This window comes from Paenibacillus pabuli, from assembly GCF_039831995.1.
Lineage (GTDB): Bacteria > Bacillota > Bacilli > Paenibacillales > Paenibacillaceae > Paenibacillus > Paenibacillus pabuli_C.
In genome coordinates, this window is the sequence record NZ_JBDOIO010000003.1 from 3,675,700 (window position 1) to 3,694,316 (window position 18,617).

The 18,617-nt window shown below is 50.7% G+C and carries 12 protein-coding genes; 3 read left to right on the forward strand and 9 right to left on the reverse strand.

The annotated features are described in order from the left end of the window. Positions 1–252: 252 nt before the first annotated feature. The 3 genes from ABGV42_RS18495 to ABGV42_RS18505 all read right to left on the reverse strand — a co-directional run bounded on the left by ABGV42_RS18495 (position 253) and on the right by ABGV42_RS18505 (position 4,931). On the reverse strand, positions 253–1,020 hold the full coding sequence (locus tag ABGV42_RS18495) for a hypothetical protein (RefSeq protein WP_347382943.1): 768 nt from the start codon (positions 1,018–1,020) through the stop codon (positions 253–255). 47 nt (positions 1,021–1,067) lie between these two features. Next, positions 1,068–4,268: a DEAD/DEAH box helicase gene (locus ABGV42_RS18500; protein WP_347382944.1), complete on the reverse strand. Its 3,201-nt coding sequence runs from the start codon at positions 4,266–4,268 to the stop codon at positions 1,068–1,070. A 219-nt stretch (positions 4,269–4,487) separates the two neighbouring features. Continuing rightward, positions 4,488–4,931 carry a chemotaxis protein CheW gene (locus ABGV42_RS18505; RefSeq protein WP_347382945.1) on the reverse strand — a complete coding sequence of 148 codons (444 nt, stop codon included), beginning with the start codon at positions 4,929–4,931 and terminating at the stop codon, positions 4,488–4,490. 296 nt (positions 4,932–5,227) lie between these two features. Between ABGV42_RS18505 and ABGV42_RS18510 the strand changes: the two genes are divergently transcribed. Then, entirely contained in the window at positions 5,228–7,207 is a 1,980-nt protein-coding gene (locus ABGV42_RS18510; protein WP_347382946.1) for a methyl-accepting chemotaxis protein, read from the forward strand. A 353-nt stretch (positions 7,208–7,560) separates the two neighbouring features. Here ABGV42_RS18510 and ABGV42_RS18515 read toward each other — a convergent pair whose 3' ends face one another. The 6 genes from ABGV42_RS18515 to ABGV42_RS18540 all read right to left on the reverse strand — a co-directional run bounded on the left by ABGV42_RS18515 (position 7,561) and on the right by ABGV42_RS18540 (position 15,006). Beyond that, a complete protein-coding gene (locus ABGV42_RS18515; protein ID WP_347382947.1) occupies positions 7,561–8,508 on the reverse strand; it encodes an aminopeptidase in 948 nt (315 codons plus the stop codon). A gap of 117 nt (positions 8,509–8,625) precedes the next feature. After that, entirely contained in the window at positions 8,626–10,593 is a 1,968-nt protein-coding gene (locus tag ABGV42_RS18520) for an alpha/beta fold hydrolase (protein WP_347382948.1), read from the reverse strand. Positions 10,594–10,653: 60 nt separating this feature from the next. Further along, positions 10,654–11,274: a TetR/AcrR family transcriptional regulator gene (locus ABGV42_RS18525; RefSeq protein WP_347382949.1), complete on the reverse strand. Its 621-nt coding sequence runs from the start codon at positions 11,272–11,274 to the stop codon at positions 10,654–10,656. Positions 11,275–11,680: 406 nt separating this feature from the next. Continuing rightward, complete coding sequence (locus ABGV42_RS18530; RefSeq protein WP_347382950.1) at positions 11,681–12,979, reverse strand: ABC transporter substrate-binding protein; 1,299 nt, start codon at positions 12,977–12,979, stop codon at positions 11,681–11,683. 308 nt (positions 12,980–13,287) lie between these two features. Beyond that, a complete protein-coding gene (locus tag ABGV42_RS18535) occupies positions 13,288–14,124 on the reverse strand; it encodes a carbohydrate ABC transporter permease (protein ID WP_347382951.1) in 837 nt (278 codons plus the stop codon). Continuing rightward, on the reverse strand, positions 14,125–15,006 hold the full coding sequence (locus ABGV42_RS18540) for a carbohydrate ABC transporter permease (protein WP_347382952.1): 882 nt from the start codon (positions 15,004–15,006) through the stop codon (positions 14,125–14,127). Between the two features lie 143 nt (positions 15,007–15,149). Here ABGV42_RS18540 and ABGV42_RS18545 point away from each other — a divergent pair, with 143 nt between their 5' ends. Then, positions 15,150–16,979, forward strand: coding sequence for a cache domain-containing sensor histidine kinase (locus tag ABGV42_RS18545; RefSeq protein WP_347382953.1), 1,830 nt, complete (start codon positions 15,150–15,152; stop codon positions 16,977–16,979). Positions 16,980–16,984: 5 nt separating this feature from the next. Beyond that, positions 16,985–18,616, forward strand: a complete 1,632-nt coding sequence (locus ABGV42_RS18550; RefSeq protein ID WP_347382954.1) for a response regulator — start codon at positions 16,985–16,987, stop codon at positions 18,614–18,616. Position 18,617: the final 1 nt, after the last annotated feature.

Consider the following 18,617-nt stretch of genomic DNA (forward strand, 5'->3'; position numbering starts at 1 on the left):
CGACAGTATACATCAAATTGCAGGGAAGCTCCACCGCTCCAGAGCTCACTGGCAGGGAATGACCTTCGCGCGAAGTAGGGTGCGCGGCTTATTCGGCCGTTTTTCGGACTTTTAGGGCATCATCCCAACGTTTAATCAACAGATCCAGATTAAAGTTGGAGTTGATATCCTTTCCAACTGGTAGCCATGAGGCCATATCTCAAACAGACAAATAAGCGAGGGTGATCTAAGATCTCCCCCGCTTCATGCCTGTTATGATTTGGTTGCCGGGCTGTCCTTCTTCTTCTGGACAGCCTGCCAGATCCGCGCAGCTACACGCTCGCGGATCATGGTCAGGCCTGCTGCTACGGGCACTCCCGGCAGCAGCGCGGCCAGTTCCGGCGTTGCCGGGGGCTTGCCCGGCTGCGCCAGCCGCACTTTCACGGCGCCGAAGCCAGGCCCCGGCTGGTGCATTGCGCCGTCTGCGGCCGCCTCGGCGATCCACTCGCCGACGGCAGCGCCGCCTTCGCCGCCCCGTGCCTGCGGGCGGCCCGCCGTCTCCGCGGCGCGGCCCGCGCCGCTTGGATCATGGGCCAGTTCCTCCGCCCATGATCCAAGCACGCCGGCGAGCAGCGCTTCGCGCGGCAGGCCGGCGTGCGCCAGCTGCAGCAGCGGCTCGGCCGCGAAGCGCGCAGCGATGGCTTGCTCCGCAGCCGCAGCGTGCGCGCAGTCTGCACGGCCGCAGGTGCATGCCGCAGCGGCCGGCGCAGCAGGCAGCAGCCCCGCGAGCTCCGCCGGGGCAGGGCCGCCGCGCAGCAGCGCGTACAGGGCCAGCGGCCGTTTGCGCAGCTCGGCCAGGACGGCCTCGCGTGCGGCTTCGCTGATCTGCGGCAGCGTGCCTGTTACCGTGACCAGGCCGTTGGCTGTGCCCGCCTGCTCCGCGGCTGCTGAGGCGTTCTGATGCGCTTCAGCAGCCTCACTTACCTCCGCTGTCCATCCACCGGGGGACATATGCAGCTCCACATTCCATTTTTCGCTCATAATCTTCCCCCTTCTCATATGGTCGCCCACCAATATACTTGTCAAGCTTATAACCACGTCTCACCCTGAAGCGAGATCAGTCCACGCAGTTCGTCATCCGACATTTCGGTCAGCCAGTTTTCCCCGGAACCAACCACCTGTTCGGAAAGTGCCTTTTTGCTCTCGATCAACTCATCTATGCGTTCCTCCAGCGTACCCTGGCAGATCAATTTGTGAACCTGCACGTTTCGGTTCTGCCCAATTCGGAACACCCGGTCCGTGGCCTGGTTCTCCACCGCCGGATTCCACCAGCGATCATAGTGGATGACATGGCTGGCACGCGTCAGATTCAGGCCTACCCCACCAGCCCGGAGGGATAGAACGAATAGTGATGGGCCCTCGCCCTTTTGGAACGTTTCCACCATCTCATCCCTTTGTGCCTTGGATACGCCGCCATGCAGGAAATACGGCTCTTCCTCATATCGCTGCGTAAGGCGTGATACCAACAGCTCGCCCATGGCCACATATTGAGTGAAAATGAGTGCCGATTCCCCGTTGTCACGGATCGCATCAACCAATTCAAGCAGGCGTTCCATTTTGCCGGATGCCTCCACTTTGGCATGATCCTTACGACTGCTGTCGGCCAGTACCGGATGGTCGCAGATTTGCTTCAGTTTGGTGAGCGACGATAATACAATCCCTTTTCGGGCAATGCCGTTCCTGCCATCAAGTCCACCCATCAGATCATCCACCACACGTTGATATAGGATCGTTTGCTCCGGTGTCAGCGAGCAGTACGATTTCAGCTCCAGCTTCTCAGGCAGATCCTTGCGGATGTCCGGATCACTTTTGAGCCTGCGCAGCATGAACGGCGAGACAAGCCGGTGAAGCTCACGCAGGGACGTGCTGTTTTCTTCGGAGGTTCCCATTCCGGTGTATCGCTGACGGAACGATGAAGCCGTTCCGAGGTATCCGGGATTGAGGAATTGGAAAATGGACCACAGCTCGCTCAGGCGGTTTTCGACCGGGGTACCGGTCATGGCAATCCGGTGAGGCGCCGATAAACGCATCACGCTCTGCGCCTGCTTGGTGCGATAGTTTTTGATATATTGGGCTTCATCAAGGACCACGGTTGACCAATGCAATGAGGCAAGGTCCGGTCCGTCCCGGCCAGCCAGATGATAGGTCGTTAGTACGATATCATGTGCCTGTGCCTCGGTCTGAAATGCGCTGCCATGCAGCCGCTGTCCCCCATGATGGATGTACAGGGACAGATTTGGGGCGAATCTTTTGAGCTCACGCTGCCAGTTGCCGAGCAGAGAAGTCGGGCAGACGATGAGCGCAGGCAAGTGGACAGCCTCTGCAGGCGCAATCTCGCCAGGCTCCAATGAATCACCCGAACCGTATATCTCATTTTCACGCGCTTCTTCAGCCGCTGCCTGCTGTTCCTCATGTTTCAGGTCCAGCAGGCATGTGATCACCTGAATGGTCTTTCCGAGACCCATATCGTCCGCGAGGCATACGCCGAACCCCAGCTCACGCATGGCAGACAACCATTGGTACCCGCGCTCCTGGTATGGCCGGAGTTCCCCATGCAGCTCTGCGGGCACCTGACGCGGCTCGATACTGCGAAGCACCTGTCCATCCAGCAGGAAGGAGAGCAGACCTTCGGATTCGGCTCCAAAAACAGACAGTCCCTTCCATGCTGCATCCTCGCCTTCCTCTGCAGCCAGATGAAGCCATTCGGATAACGGCATGTATTGTTCTTCTTCTTTTTTCATATAACGCAGAACCTGGCGAATCTCTTTGGTATCGACTTCGATCCATTCGCCGCGGAACATCACATAAGGTACCGAGGCTTCGGCCAACGCAGCAAGCTCCTCCGCCGTAACAGGCTTGCCGTCCAGCATCGGTTCTGCCTTGAAAGCAACCAGCTGCTCCATCCCCAATGCATTCGGAGCGCCAGGTGCCCGTTCCGTGCCACGATTGAGCATCTGCAGACGCAGCCCGGCTTTCCGCCTGCCCGCACGACTCCAGCGGGATGGCATAAGCACGGTTATTCCTGCCTTTTGCAAACGCGGCACCGCATGAGTCAAAAACTCAAAAAAGGACTGCTGCTCCAATTTTATCCCTTCCGGTCGGGGCTGAAGCAGGGCTATTTCCAGTTCAGGTGCCAATTCACTGGCTTGACCGAGGGCCATGAGCAGCTGCTCTGCCGCAGATACGTAACGCACCTTTCCTCGATCCAGGTCCCGATCCGGATGAGCCCAGATGGTACGTGCAGGCAATCTCAGACCAGCCTCCTGTGCGCTATCTGCCCAAAAGGTTATTCCCCACAACGTTTCATGCTCGCCAAGAGGCGGCTCAAGCCGGAGCACCAATTTCAGTTCACCTTCCGCAGGTGCGGTTTCCTCACTGCCGACCACCGGCATTCCTGTGCCCCCTGCTTCTTGCAATGTCTCTATCAGCTCTGCCATTTCCTCCGTCGGCCCCTGCACAGTCACAGGGCGGAACATCGAGATCAGGCTGTTCCACCACAGTTCGGCTACAGGAGAAGATCCGCGCCGAAACGGGGTGCGGTATCTTGACAAGTCACTGTCCATCCCTTCAAGTTCTCCTGTCACGACAGCATGAATCATGCCGCTCATGAATGAAAACAGGACAGCAGCTCCTGCCTCCTCCCGAGATTCCGGCTCAGAGGAAGCGTATGCACCAGGTGCAGACAAACCGATCGGCGGCATGGCTTCCGCCAGTTCACGGAAGCGTTCCACATCTGCTTCCTGAGACAGACGGGGACGCCAGACACCTGTCAGCGTTTCTTGTCCCGTACGTCGCCGCGCCCCGGTTTTGGCCGCGAATTGGGCAGAAGGCGCAATCTCTCCGCGCAGCAGCAGCTCCTGTGTGAACTGTGCTGCTTTTATCCAGTAGCGGATCTCCTCACCTGCCTGAATCCCCGCAGCCTTCAATATGCTGTCATCCCAATGGAGCAGCAGTTTAAATGTATCTTTGGGCGAGATCGCAAGCCCTTCCAGCGTCCGTCCAAGCAATTGGCGCCGCTTCGTACCCTTGGCTTCCGCAGCATTACGCATCGGATTGGGCCAGCGCAGCTCCGCAAGGCGCAGAGCGGCAGGCTGAAACAGACGACCTCCGTCGCCAAAATTCAGCCTCCTTACCACGTGGGTCCAAGCATCCACACGCGGCTCCGATGTTTCACCGGAAAAACAAAAAAATACGTCACCAAGCCATACTCCATACAGCGATTGCATCATTACAGTCTCCCGTCATCCCTTCGCATTGTTACTCTCCATCATATACGAAAATGCCCGGATTTAAAAACCTTTACGCACAAAAATTGCTTTATCCATCTCCTGACACGCTCTTCATAGGTTCAATCCGCATAAAAAAATGTCCCTTCTCCCCTGTATGGGATTAGGAACATTAGAATTTTGTGCAGGTACTCGCCTGCCAATATAATGACATCAAACTATTTATTCGCCCAAACTCGTCAGCATGCCTAACAATACATCCAGGTTCAAAATACCCGCCGTATGATCCGGGGCATGTCCGATCTCCTTGAATACACCTGTCATAAAGCGCTTATGCTCTTCCGCAGGTTCTTCAAACCGATCGTAGGTCACCACAGAATCGACCGTGTCCACAATCAAAGGCACGAATCCCCCTTTATATGGCACGACAATAATACGTGTAGAAGCATCATCTTCTTTATCCCGCATGCCCAACAGAACCCGAAGACTAACGACGGAAACCACCTTGCCGTACAAAGACCCAAAGCCCCTGATCTCCGGACTGCCGAACGGAACAGTGGTCACGGGAATCATCCTAATAATTTCATGTACTTCCTCAATGCGCAGCGCGAAAAACTGATCTCCGACCGTAAAATTAATGTATTGAACTTGAGCTTCCTCATTCATAGTTGTCTCCATACCCTCTCACTTTTAAAGGTTACTTGGTGTATCGGCAATTTTCCACGAAATATTTAGAGCTTCATTCAATTTAACAAGCTGCTTAATCACGACCAAACGCCCGAAACGGGGGTCTGGGAAGTAGTAATCAGTTCTTTTCAATCTGAAAACATATGACTTTTTCTCTTATAGTTCAATTTTCCTATAATCTCTCTATAAAAAACTCGAAAAATGTCGATATACCCTATAAGTTCTTATTTGAAACAACCTGCTGTAACGACCTTATTTAAGAAAAGAGGAATAACATGACGCTTAAAGCAAAAGTCATCGTCATCGTCACCGCCATTTGTATTTTGCTCGCAGCCCCACTAAGTTACATCGCCCTTCTCGTGATCGAAAAGCAAGCTACGGAGTCTGTGGATAACCAACTGCAGAGCACCGTTCAATATGCTGCAGCCGAAGTTAACGGATGGGCCATTGCCCAAGCTAAAGTGATTGAGACACTCGGGAAGGTTATTGAAGATACAGTGCCCCTGAATGAGATCGGGATGGACCATCTGCAGGCATTCCAACTGCCGTCCAACAAAGAAGATATCGCCACCATCTATTTCGGCCTTGAGGACGGAACATACATGGATGGAGCAGGCTTTATCCCCGATGCGTCCTTCGACGCTCGCGAACGTCCTTGGTACGTGCAAACCAAAGCCTCCAATCAACTTACATACAGTGATGCTTATGTGACCAAAGCCGGTGTACAGTCCATTTTTATTGGCGTGCCTCTCCATGATGCAGACGGGAACTTCCAGGGCGCGATCGCTGAAAATATTGCACTGGATTCTATCAAGGATGAGATTAACTCCATCCAGACCGAGAACGGATTCACCTTTTTGCTGGACCAGGCCGGTGTCGTGCTCTCCCACCCCAATCAGGAGTTGTTGAACACCCCACTTGCTGATCAAAGCGACTACACCGATATTGTGGGCACGATGCTTAAGGAGCCAAGCGGATTATCCGAATATACCTACAATAATGATCGTCAATTAATCTATTATGAGAAAATTCCTAACACCAATTGGATTGTTGCCACTTCCATTTCCAAGGCAGCTGCCCTGGCCGAGTTTACGAAGACAAGAACGTTGTATCTGGCCTTTATCATTGTATTTACACTGATTCTGGCAGCTCTCGCCTACTTCTTTGCTCTAAAAACAATCAAGCCTTTGCTTGCCATGAAAAACAGTGCCCAGCAGTTGGCAGCCGGAGATCTTACCGTTCAGGTTGCTGTAAAGGGCAAAGACGAAATTGCACAACTGGGTTCATCATTCAATGAAATGTCTGCTTCACTACGCAGTTTGATCGGACAGGTCGATCAATCGGCACAACAGGTCCAAGCTTCTTCCCAGACGATGTTCAAAGATGCTTCGGGCAGTAACGAAATTGCCGGACAGATCTCGACGGTCATTGAGGAAATTGCCAAAGGTGCGGGAGAACAAGCTGAATCGATTCAAGCCGGAGCCGAAATGGTGTCCGAAATTAACGGAATCATTGATCAGATTACAGACGAGGCCCGGCAGGCCTCCGAAACGATATTGGACGTTAATAACGCGATGGAGAGTGGCCAAAGTGCAATCGCTCGCCAGTCAGATCTGTCCCAGGCAGGACAGGAATCCACGAGTCGGGTCGAAACATCCAATGAGCTGCTGCTTAGCAAAATTGGTGAAATATCCGCCATTACAGGCAGTATTCAGAACATTGCGGCACAGACCAATCTACTGGCCCTGAATGCATCCATTGAAGCTGCACGTGCCGGAGAACATGGCAGAGGATTCGCCGTTGTCGCCGGGGAAGTTCGCAAGCTTGCCGAACAATCTTCGCACTCCGTTGCTGAGATTGACCAGTTATTGAACGACCTGAATGCAGCAGGCCGGCAAAGCGCAGCCGAATTGGAACAGTTCCGACTGAATAGCTCGGCCCAATCGGAATCCATGGCAGAAACTTCGGCTTCCTTTGATCTGATTCGTGGTTCCGTAGATGAAATCATACACAAAATCAGCTCGATTACTTCGGGCATGGATGAGATCAAAACAGGTGCAGCCCAAGTATCGGACGTTATTACAGGGCTCGCTGCTGTAGCGGAGGAGAGTGCCGCTTCAACCGAGGAAGCCGCATCTTCCACCATGGAACAATCCCTTTCAATCAGCAATATTTCGGAAGCAGCCAAAGCATTGTCCGATCATGCAGATCAATTGCTGCGTGAAGTCAGTCGTTTCAATACGGCAGAAAAATGAGATAAAATAAAGTAAACTAACGAATATACACGACATGAAAAAGACCAGAGTTTGGCTATACACCAAATCTCTGGTCTTTTTTTGCGTGTCACGCTGTGGATAACTATCCATATGGGTGAAAGAGAGTGGAATTAACCCGAAAAAGGTTAAGTTATACCCCGTTTGTGGATAAGTTGTGCACATATTGCACACAGTTTGTGGATAAATGGGTATACGTATGTGGATATACAATAATTTGATGTGGACATGTTGTGTACTTGTTTGTAAATCTCACGTAAAGCCTTAAACACCTATTCATTTATCCCTCATTGTGGACACACTGTGGACTGCAGAAGTTCTATTCTTTTATCCTATTAATTAACCAGCTCGCCTTGTTTCATAATCAGCTTGTCATCAATATAGACATCCGGCTTCTGCACAACGGCATCGATATGCACTCCTGCCGCGATCGTCCCTCCAAATGTGTTGTTACTGCCAAAGGCAACGTGGATCGTTCCATATACCTTCTCATCTTCCAGAACGACGCCCGTAATTCGCGCCTTATTGTTGGTGCCAATACCAAATTCACCGAGGTATCGGCCATCCCCTTCGCCCAGTATCGTCAGCAGCTGTTGTCCATCCGGACCCTCGGCTGAAACCAGCCGTCCTTCTTCTACCTTTAAAGTCATCGGTTCGCGGAGTGCGCCAATGCCAGCAACAGATCCATCCACGACGATGCTACCTTCACCTGTCCATTCAACCGGTGCAATGAAGGCCTCACCTGAAGGCAAATTCCCCGATTCACCAGGGTTCAAATACATTCCCGTGCTGGGTACTCCGCTTCGATCCTTGATGGAGAAAGACAGACTGTGCCCTTCCTTTTCAATCCGGACCTGGCTGCCCTCGGTTAATAAAGCTGTTACCTTCTCGGTCAGTGCCTTCACCTGAGGATATTCGGCTGTAATGGCACCATTCATGAACATATCCTCTGTCATGCCAGGCATGGTAGCGACCCGTGTACCTGAAGCAGCGGCCTGTTTCCGGGCCTGTGTATGGGTTAAGGAGTATCTCGTCACACATACGGCTACATCGGCTTGGATCATGGCTTGTGCAATAGGTACAGGCGGTTCTTCTCCGGATCTGCTCCGTTCCGCCATAATCATCAGCACGGATTCCGCTCCAAGTGCTTTTCCCGCCTCATAAATGGATTCTGCGAGTTCCCTTTTGGCATCGTCCGCCACAACCACGAGACTCTCACCTTCACGCAGCCCCAGGCATTCGATCAAGACATTTTTACTGATTTCCACACGTTGCTGATTCATTTCACTAATCTCTCCTGTCATTGGTAAACCCCTTTGTACTCCTATACGCTTGAATTGACCCTTTCGACAATCTGTACGGAATTCCTGCACATTCCCAACTCGGACCGAAATTCGAAATCAACGTATCGGTTCTGACCATTTGGCAAGAATCGCCGCCGTTTCCCTGTATTGAAAGACCGGAAAGTAGTGCCCGTAAGGGATATCAATCCGACTAAACTGTGGATTCATGTCCTCAGGGTAGTGATATTCCCGATCTTCATTGGCCCAAACCACCAATGTACTATTGGCGAGATCTGCCCGCTTCCATGGGCTTATCCAAGACGTTGAGGTATCACTTTTTATTTTGCCGGAGTAAATCCATCGTAACAAGTCGGCATGTGCTCCCGCTACTCGCGGGGATTGCAGACTTGACTTGATTTTTCCAGCCAGTGTGGACTCCGTAATGGTACCTTCTTCTTGGGTACGGTGTACATCTAACATGTGCCTCCAGCTTTTCTCTGCCCTTCGACTGAGCAGGGTACGGATCGTTCCTCTTGGCAAACGGGAAACCCACCGCAGCATGTTTGGATTCGTATTGTGAGCGACGGGCTGCAGCAAACCAAGACGGATATCCGTTCGTCCACTGCGGAGCACCGCCGCAGATGCAATCGCTGCACCTATAGAATGGCCTACCATCTTCATCGGACCTTCAAACTCGCCAATGGCCGTAAGCAGTGCATCAACCTGACCTTCAAAAGCCTCCTCCCCATTATGTACAGGAGAACGTCCGAACCCCGCCAGATCAACCAGCCAGACCGGGCTGCCAGTCAACTGATGGAGCTGTTCTCCCAGAGGCAGCATTTCATCCGCACAATTCAGCATTCCATGCACAATTAGCCACGGTTCACCTTCGCCCTTCCGGCCAAGCGCTGCCAAGTTTCCAACCCGGGTGCGGGTCCAACCGGAAGGCAGACTTTCATAAGATTTATGGCTAAGACGATAATCCAGATCTGCCGTAATGAACGGAAGCTGCTCCCGGATATCCGGCCATGTTTGCCCCATGCGTTTAAATACATCTTCTGTCTCTTCCACATGCCATATTCTGTCTGTAATAAAGGAAACCGATTCGGCAGGGACACCGCTGATCCTTGCCCCTCCTGATTTCATTGCAAATTGCATCCATGATAATGGTACAGCCCATTTGGGATTTGGCACGTCCAGCTGCTTCGCAAGAAGATGAAGAAGGTCCGTCATGTTGGGACTGTTCTCCTTGCGTGCCAGAAGTGGATAGGTCCCGCCTGTTGGGGCTTTCTCTTTGGTTAGGAAAACCAGAGTCCGCCCAACCACATCATTTTCCACTAACGGTAGCCAGTAAGATGCACCTCCGGGTACAACAGGCATAAGCCTTTTTTGCATCGCCTGGATGAGCAGACCGATACCACCTGTTTGCTCGGTCTCGCCTGTGGGACGCGGTCCAACGACTGTGCTCGGGTTCACAACGGACAGTGGATATTCGTATTTCTCTGCATGTTCGCGGAGGTACAGATCAGCGTGGAACTTCATTTCTTCATATGCACTTTCATTCGGGGCCACGTTGACCGCGGGCATGCCTTCTCCCTTCTCATTACGCAGGCCGTAAGGACTCATGAATCCAACCACGTGGATAAAATGTCTTAGACCTCTTATCCGCTGAATCTCTTCAGCAAGCCCGGCAACCTCTCGTGCCCCATTCATGAATATCTGTTCCGCGACTTTACGCTCCAGAGTCACGTCCATCGTTCCTCCAACATGAATAATGACGTCTGCTTCCAGCGCGCGCTTCCGATCCGTTGCAGTAAGACCGAGCCCCTCCACTGACAAGTCTCCTTGCACAAACGTAATTCTGCTGAAATCCGTTATTCCGTACGAAGTCAGGCCCTTTCTGGCTTTCGATTCAGAACGGATAAGCAGTAGCAATTTTACATTTTCATCTATCAGCTGCTTTACTGCCTCCTTGCCGATAAAGCCGGTACTGCCTGTCATAAAAATAATGGATGCAGCCATTGAGTCCACCTTATGGGTAAGCATCATGTCAGTTGTTTTTAAGTATGTAGAATTTATGTTCATTATTCTTTCCTCCTAATTAGAACTATACAGTACTAATTTAATCTAAAAAAAGAGCTTCGCTTAACGAAGCATCTGACAAAATGTACGTACGGATTGTTCTATAATTCCGGTATCCCGCGCGGTCTCAGCCAGAACCAGAGATCCTTCCAGTGCGGCGACAAACAGCGAAGAAACCGCCCCTGCATCCATGCCTTCACGGAATTCTCCACTGTCCACTCCCTGCTGAAACAGCTTCTCGATCATAGGCTGCAATTCCCGGAAGAATCGGGAGATACTGGCCTTCACGTCGGGGGCACTTGCGGGTGTCTGCATATAGAGCGTTATAAAAGGACAACTGCCTTCGAAATTGCGCCCTTCAATTCCTGCCGATAACGTGGCTATAAACGAGTTAACGCGCTCTTCGACGCTTCTTTCCCGCTGACTGAGCAAAAAATAGACTTGTGACTCATACTGAGCGATCCAGTATTGTACCACTGCCTGAAGCAGTTCCTCCTTATTTTTAAAATGATAATAAATATTGGACTTGGACACCCCGCTCACCCGCACAACTTCATCCATGCTGACATAGCTGTATCCCTGACGCAAAAATAACTGCGCTGCCACTTCGACCGCCTTGGTCCGGTTGACCGGATTGGCACTTCTCGGTTTGGCAGAACCTGAGCTTGATGTTTGATTTGTCATATTTAGAACTATATAGTACTAACTATTTCGTTGCAAGTTTTCTTTTTGCAGAATTGGACACGAGCCCTGACTTATACACAGCTCTCATCCATATGTAGACACTTATGCTCAAAGGATATCCACATATAGTATCCAGTACTAGGCTAAGTTTTAGCTTACCTATTCATAATCATTGTTGTTATCCACAATCGAAATACAGATAGCCATGTTATCCTTTCAGGATGGTTTTCAAAATAAAAAAAATAGGCCAACCAGAACGATATTCTGGCTGACCTATGGAATGAGTCATTGTAGTGGAATGTCGAACAGGATTAGATGGCCTGGGGATATTGTTTTCTGTGGATAACATTTGTGATACTGGCCCATTTCCCGGCTTCACCTTACGTATAAACGTCATTCTGTTTTTTTACTTTTTCAGACTGTCCCAGTTTTGCTGCAAAGCATCAAGCAATCCCGCTTTATCCGATTTGCCTGCGACATATGCCTGAATGGTGCTGCCATATTCCTGCGGAACGCCTTCCGGGAAGCGGTTAAAGTTCCAGCTTAACGTTTTGTTTTCCTGACTGTACTTCATGATCTCTGTCGCCAGATCGCCCAGATCCTCTTCCGAGGCTTGAATGGAGCTGAACGCCGGGATAAATTTGAACTCTTTGGTCATGTACTGTTTCCCGATATCCGATGTCACGAGCCATTCCAGGAATTCCTTCGCTTCCGGCTTCACTTGCGAGTTTTTGTTCACAACCCAATAGTTAGGTACACCTACAAACAATTTATCATTCGGTTCATTCGTAATTGGCATTGGCAGAATACCGAGATTCAGGTCGGGGTTGATTCCATCAATCTGCACTTGAGTCCAGTTCCCTTGCTGCATCATCGCTGCTTCCCCGCTTGCAAACAGGGTTACCTGTGTATTGTAGTCGGTAGTAAGTGGGTTTTTGTTGCTGTATTTCAGCGTTAAATCGAGCAGGTTCATCCAGTCTGTGAACACTTGGTTGCCTGGAATTTTCTCTGTACCTTCGTTAAGGCCTTGAATGAATTTTACCGGATCTGCCTGATTCGCAAATGCAACGTTTACGTTATGATTGCCAAGCACCCACCACTCCTGATATCCGTTCGAAAACGGTGTTATGCCGGCTGCCTGAAGTTTCTGAGCTGCCTGATCCAACTGTTCCAATGTTGTTGGAATTTCAGTAATGCCTGCCTTTTCAAAAAGGTCTTTGTTATAAATGAATCCGTAGCCTTCCAGTGCTAGCGGCTGTCCATAGAGTTTACCATCTTTGGTCATTGGCTCTTTAGCTACCTCAAGCACGTCTTTCGTCCAAGCTTCATTTGACAGGTCTTCCAGATATTCAAGCCAAGTGTCCAGTTCGCGGTATCCGCCAACGTTGAAAATGTCCGGCTGTTCGCCTGCGGCAAACTTGGCTTTCAGTGCTGCACCGTAGTCACTGCCACCACCAACCGTCTGAATGTCCAGCTTGATGCCTGGATGCGAGGATTCATACTCTGCCTTAAGGCGGTTAAGCGCTTCCGCAATTTCGACTTTGAATTGAAAGATTTTGATAGTTTTGTCCCCTGCAGCCTCTCCTCCGCCCGTTTGAGCATCTGTATTCACCGGACTACCGCTTTTGTCCCCGTTGCCACAACCTGCGAGCATTACCGAAAAAGCAATCAGCATGAGCAACGTCAACTTTGTCATTCTTTTCATACATACACTCTCCCTATAGTAGTTTCTGTTTGGCAGCTTCCTTACTCTTTATTTCATAATCTTCTCTTCTCGACCCTTGTCTTTCTAGCTTTTCTTGCTTACGCTTGCCTCCGAGAAGGTGCCAAGCCCTGCGGGCGCCTTCTCCTCCTACACCTCCATGCGAGGTGTAGGAGGGAGCATGATGCGACGGAGAAGCGAAGCGTTCGCCTTTGATACCCGGTGGCTTCCTTGTCTCAATTCATCCTGGCCACCGGGGAGCAACAGCGATGGATGGCGCAACATGATCCTGGAGCACCTCACCCTCGCTCCTACCCCTTAACTGATCCAGCGGTAATGCCCTGAATAATGTACTTCTGCATCAGCAGGAAGAAGATAATGATTGGCATGATGCCCAGCACAAGGGCAGGCAGTGCCAGATCCCATTGCTTCGTATATTGACCGAATAGCGCAAAGGTCGCAATCGGGATCGTACGCAGGTTGGAACTCTGCAAGATCAGGGACGGCAGCAGATAGTCATTCCAAATCCAGAGGGTGTTCAGAATAATGACCGTAACATACATCGGTTTCATGAGCGGGAATACAATTCGGAAGAACACTCCGTATACAGAACTGCCATCCACACGCGCTGCCTCCTCAATCTCCAGTGGGACCGATTTGACGAATCCGTGGAAGAGGAAGACAGACATCGGTGCGCCAAATCCGAGATAACAAATGATTAACCCACCCAGACTGTCAATCAGACCAAGATTACTGGTTACCGTAACAAGCGGAATCATGATAGACTGAAACGGAATCACCATGGCGGCGATAAACATGCCGAACAGAATCCGGTTGAATCGGGTATCACTTCGAACCATCCGGTAGGCAGCCATGGAGCTGATCAATACGAGCAGCAGATTGCTGACCACCGTGACGACAAGCGAGTTCATCAGTGCCGAAGGGAATTTAATTTTCTCCCAGGCGTTTGCATAGTTGCCCCATTGAAATACTTCCGGCCATGCTGCCGAATTGGTAAGCAGGTCACCAAATGTTTTGACCGAATTAACAAACAGGAAGTAGAACGGAACCAGGAACAGGAGTCCAATCAATACCATAATGATCTCGGTTACGATTGTACTGAAGCGGTAGTTTTTCGTCGTTTCCATCTATGCCTCTACCTCCTTGCTCTTCGTCAGACGAACCTGAATCATCGTAATGATCGCAACGATCACGAAGAAAATGAGTGCTTTTGCCGTACCGATCCCGTAACGGTTGTTCACGAATGCCTCGTTGTAAATGTTGAGTGCAACGGACTCCGTCGATCCAAACGGTCCACCTTTGGTAAGTGACAGATTGAGATCGAACATTTTGAATGACCAGGAGATCGCCAGGAACAGGCAGATCGTTACCCCAGGCATAATGAGCGGTAGAATAATGCTCCGCAGTACCTGCCAGCGGCTTGCTCCATCAATTTCAGCAGCTTCCAGCAGATCCGGCGACACATTGGTCAGGGACGAAATATAGATGACCATCAGATACCCTGCAGTCTGCCAGACAAATACAATGACGATTCCCCAGAAGGCGGTCGGTTCGTCTCCCAGCCAAGGGAGGTTGAAGAAGGACCACCCGGTTACGTCGCCAACTGCTGAAAACCCTTTCACAAATATGAACTGCCAGATAAAGCCGAGCAACAGTCCACCGATCACGTTAGGCATAAAAAAGATCGTGCGCAGAATGTTTCTCGTCTTGAGCGGTTTGGTCAGAAAGTACGCCAGGAAAAAACCAATAATATTGGTTAATACCACACCGACCACCGTAAAACGGACCGTGAACCAAAACGCCGTTTGGAACTTGGGGTCATTCGTAAAAATATGCAGGAAGTTGTCGAACCCTACCCAATTGATATTCTCCGACACCCCGTTCCAATCTGTAAAGGAGTAATACATTCCCAGCAGGAAAGGGACCACGATGATGAGAATAAAAAACACGATGGAGGGACCCACGAACACAAGCTGCTGTAACAGCTGTGAAGATTTGCGATGCTTCATATCGTTCTCCCCTTCTATAGATGGATGGAATTGGTCTCTTTTTCTATTAAACCCCAATATTCCACTTGGAAACACTGACCCTCGTGAACAGTTGGGTGTAAAATATTGTCCTTTCTTAACCTGCAACCAGAAGGGGTGTCCGAATGTCAAAATACTACAGCATACGCACCAAGTTAATTGCTTTCATGCTCATCGCCACCACCCTTCCACTGCTGGCTTCCATCAGCATGACGTTCATCCAGACCAAAACAGCCCTGCGCGAGCAAGCCGTTGCCGAGAACAAACGGCTTATCTATCAGGCATCCACGAATCTCAATAACTATGTGGATAACGTTGCACGGGCATCACTTGCGGTTTACAGTGATCCCAACTTTTTGCGTAATCTGGCGAAAATCCCTGGGGATTACCGCGCTGTAGCAGAGGTATATACCACGCTGCAGACCATTCGCTCAGCTGTACCAGATGTATTCCAGCTCTACTTGCACTCTTTTGCAGCTAATCAATCCACTTTAATTATGAGCCCTTTTCCGAAGCGCGAGGAGCGCAAACAGGCCTATTCCGACGCCCTTCATGGAGAAACAGGCAGTGACAGCCCGGATATATGGGTAGAATCGGCGCATATGAGTCACACTTACGGATTCAAGGCCGCTTCCGCCGATGATCCTGCACGGACAGTAATTACATTACATCGTGTAATCAAGGATGTTCCATCAACCGAACGCCTGGGTGTGCTCGCCATAGACCTGAACATGGATACCATTGCGGCAATCTGCAGCAGGCTATACGATCCGGAGAAGGAACAGATCTATGTCGTGGATGGTCAGAATCAGATCATATACCAAGGTCGTTCTGAGATCAGTGGAACAGATCAATTAAGGCAGGAAGCAACCATGGAATTGGATACAGCACGTTCCCGAACAGGAATAAGTACAACCGCAACGGGACATTTCGAACAGGAGCATTCCATGTATGTCTATCAACAGATGGGCAGCACCTTTGCCGACTGGACGATCATTAAACAAATTCCGAATGAGACGCTATATGCCAGGGCTACCACACTGACATGGAATAACGCCATGATTGCCATCGCTGCACTTCTGCTCGTGATCGTGGCTACCCTGTTCATCTCGATCCGCATCACTGGACCACTCAAGCAATTAATGCGCTATATGAACCAGATTCAGGCGGGACGTCTGCATGTGGACATTCGGCTAAAGAGCCGGGATGAGATCGGAGTACTTGCGCGTCATTTCCGGGATATGATGGATACGGTAAATAACCTGATTTTGAGAGAATACCGACTGGAAATTGCCAACAAAACCAACCAGCTCAAAGCATTGCAGGCACAGATCCATCCGCATTTTCTGTACAATACGCTGCAATCCATAGGCACACTCGCCCTCCAGCATCAAGGGCAGCGGGTGTACGTGCTCCTCTCTTCCCTGTCCAAAATGCTGCGTTACAGCATGCGGGACCAAACTCGTGTAACCTTGCGGGAGGAAGCGGAGCATGCAAGGTTGTATCTGGAACTTCAACAAGAGCGGTTTGGCGACCGCCTTGAAGTACAGCTTGATTTTGCCGAAGATACGTTACGCATTGAACTGCCGAGAATGACCCTGCAGCCATTGATTGAGAATTACTTCAAGCACGGAGCGGATGTTCAGCCAGGTAAAGGTTTCATTCGTATAAGCAGCCGCAGGACATCTGACCACTGGGTCGAAATTCAACTGGAGAATAACGGACCGCCCATACCTGAGGACAAGTTATCCGAAATTCAGGGATGGCTAAGTCTGGTTCACACGTCTTCCGGACTTGCCGCTCAAGATTCCGATCCATCGGAGTCCATCGGCCTTCGGAATGTGATGCGAAGGCTCCAACTGAACTCGCCGCCGGAGCATATGGCTATTCTTGATATCAGCAACTTGGAACCAAACGGTGTCCTGATCAGACTCAACATTTACGCGGGGGAGTGAACAACATGAAAACACTTATTGTCGATGATGAAAAGCACGTCCGCGACGCCATTCGGCTGCTTGGGCATTGGGACGAATTAGGAATTGATACCCTCCTTGAAGCCGCAGACGGTCATGAAGCCGCAGCAGTAATCTCTTCCCACCAACCGGAAATTGTTCTTAGTGATATGCGCATGCCCGGTCAGGATGGCATGGCTCTGCTAGAGTGGATATCGGTCCACGCTCCGCATAGCAAGGTACTGGTGATCAGCGGATATGATGATTTTGAGCTTGTCAGGCATGCGATTCGTTATGGCGGCATGGATTATCTGCTCAAGCCCGTGGAAGCGGATGAACTAAATGCTTCCCTATCCAAGGCAGTGAGCGCTTGGCAGGAAGAAGAATCCGTCCGTTTGCAGGCAACACGCCAGTCCATTGTGGTTAATCGCATGCGCCCCCACTATCATGACAGGCTGCTGACAGAACTTGTCGCTGGACGCGGCAATGGCCATGCTCAGATTCAGCGGCTGCGGGATGAGTTAAATCTCCCGGTTAAGGCTGGAAATTGCAATATTGCTGTCACCAGCCTGTCCCATTTGGACGCTGAATGTCTGGCGAAATACCGCAGCCATCCTGATCTTCTTGTATTCTCCGTTCTGAATATTTGTGCCGAGATGTTATCCACACCAGAAGAAGGCGTGGCATTCCGCCACTTGGATCAACCTGATGAGATCGTATTATTACATTGGGGAAGCTGCACCACTCTTCAGCCCCTGCTCGAGAAGGTAAACGATGGATTGCAGCAGACCATCCAGCGCCGGCTTCACTTCGGTGTCTCTGCATGCAAATCTTATCCTTCCGGAATTTCAGCTGCCTATCAGGAAGCCAGCCTCCGTTTATGGCGGCGCAATACGCTTCAGAACGCTCAACGGTTCCATGATTCGTTCGAGACTTCCTCAGGGAATAAAGGCTTACGCTTAAATACTTTTGAAGAACCCATGCGGCTTGCTTCGATGAGTGGGCGCGCTTCCAGTGTAGCCACTGCTGTGGCAGAGTGGATCAAGCCCATAACGCAGCTTCAAAGCATCTCTGCTGAACAGGTTCTACAGTGGATGGAAGAACTGGAATGGATCCTTGGGCGGTGGCTTGATGATGCGGCAGACTCTCCGCCAGCGACCGATGAGGATGCCGTGGAGGAACAGTCCATCCCCTTTGCCGAGTTGCCATTGGACTCGGAAGGACTGCTGTCCCTGCCCCTGCTTCGGTCTTTGCTTGAACAGCGACTTCTCGCAGCCGGGAAGGCCCTTACTTTCCATCCCAATACTCATTCTGATCCCATGACCGATATTGCACGCTACACAGATGCCCATTATCAGGAGGATCTGTCCCTGCAGCAGATCGCTGCACGGTTCTTTCTCAGCCGAGAGTATATATCACGCAAATTTAAACAGCAGTTTGGTTTGAACTGGTCCGAATATCTGGGGAAACTGCGAATTAACAATGCCAAACTGCTCCTGCAGAATCCTTCGCTGCGAATCGCTAAAATTTCGGAAATGGTTGGATACCAGGATGAGAAGTACTTCAGCAAAGTGTTCAAAAAGATGGAAGGCTTAACACCCGGAGAATACCGTAAAACATTAACGGAGGCGAATACCTAGC

Excerpts from the sequence above, each read along its gene's own strand:
- ABGV42_RS18495 (WP_347382943.1), bottom strand. The coding sequence starts at position 1,020 with ATGAGCGAAAAATGGAATGTGGAGCTGCATATGTCCCCCGGTGGATGG.
- ABGV42_RS18500 (WP_347382944.1), bottom strand. The coding sequence starts at position 4,268 with ATGATGCAATCGCTGTATGGAGTATGGCTTGGTGACGTATTTTTTTGT.
- ABGV42_RS18505 (WP_347382945.1), bottom strand. The coding sequence starts at position 4,931 with ATGAATGAGGAAGCTCAAGTTCAATACATTAATTTTACGGTCGGAGAT.
- ABGV42_RS18510 (WP_347382946.1), top strand. The coding sequence starts at position 5,228 with ATGACGCTTAAAGCAAAAGTCATCGTCATCGTCACCGCCATTTGTATT.
- ABGV42_RS18515 (WP_347382947.1), bottom strand. The coding sequence starts at position 8,508 with ATGAATCAGCAACGTGTGGAAATCAGTAAAAATGTCTTGATCGAATGC.
- ABGV42_RS18520 (WP_347382948.1), bottom strand. The coding sequence starts at position 10,593 with ATGAACATAAATTCTACATACTTAAAAACAACTGACATGATGCTTACC.
- ABGV42_RS18525 (WP_347382949.1), bottom strand. The coding sequence starts at position 11,274 with ATGACAAATCAAACATCAAGCTCAGGTTCTGCCAAACCGAGAAGTGCC.
- ABGV42_RS18530 (WP_347382950.1), bottom strand. The coding sequence starts at position 12,979 with ATGAAAAGAATGACAAAGTTGACGTTGCTCATGCTGATTGCTTTTTCG.
- ABGV42_RS18535 (WP_347382951.1), bottom strand. The coding sequence starts at position 14,124 with ATGGAAACGACGAAAAACTACCGCTTCAGTACAATCGTAACCGAGATC.
- ABGV42_RS18540 (WP_347382952.1), bottom strand. The coding sequence starts at position 15,006 with ATGAAGCATCGCAAATCTTCACAGCTGTTACAGCAGCTTGTGTTCGTG.
- ABGV42_RS18545 (WP_347382953.1), top strand. The coding sequence starts at position 15,150 with ATGTCAAAATACTACAGCATACGCACCAAGTTAATTGCTTTCATGCTC.
- ABGV42_RS18550 (WP_347382954.1), top strand. The coding sequence starts at position 16,985 with ATGAAAACACTTATTGTCGATGATGAAAAGCACGTCCGCGACGCCATT.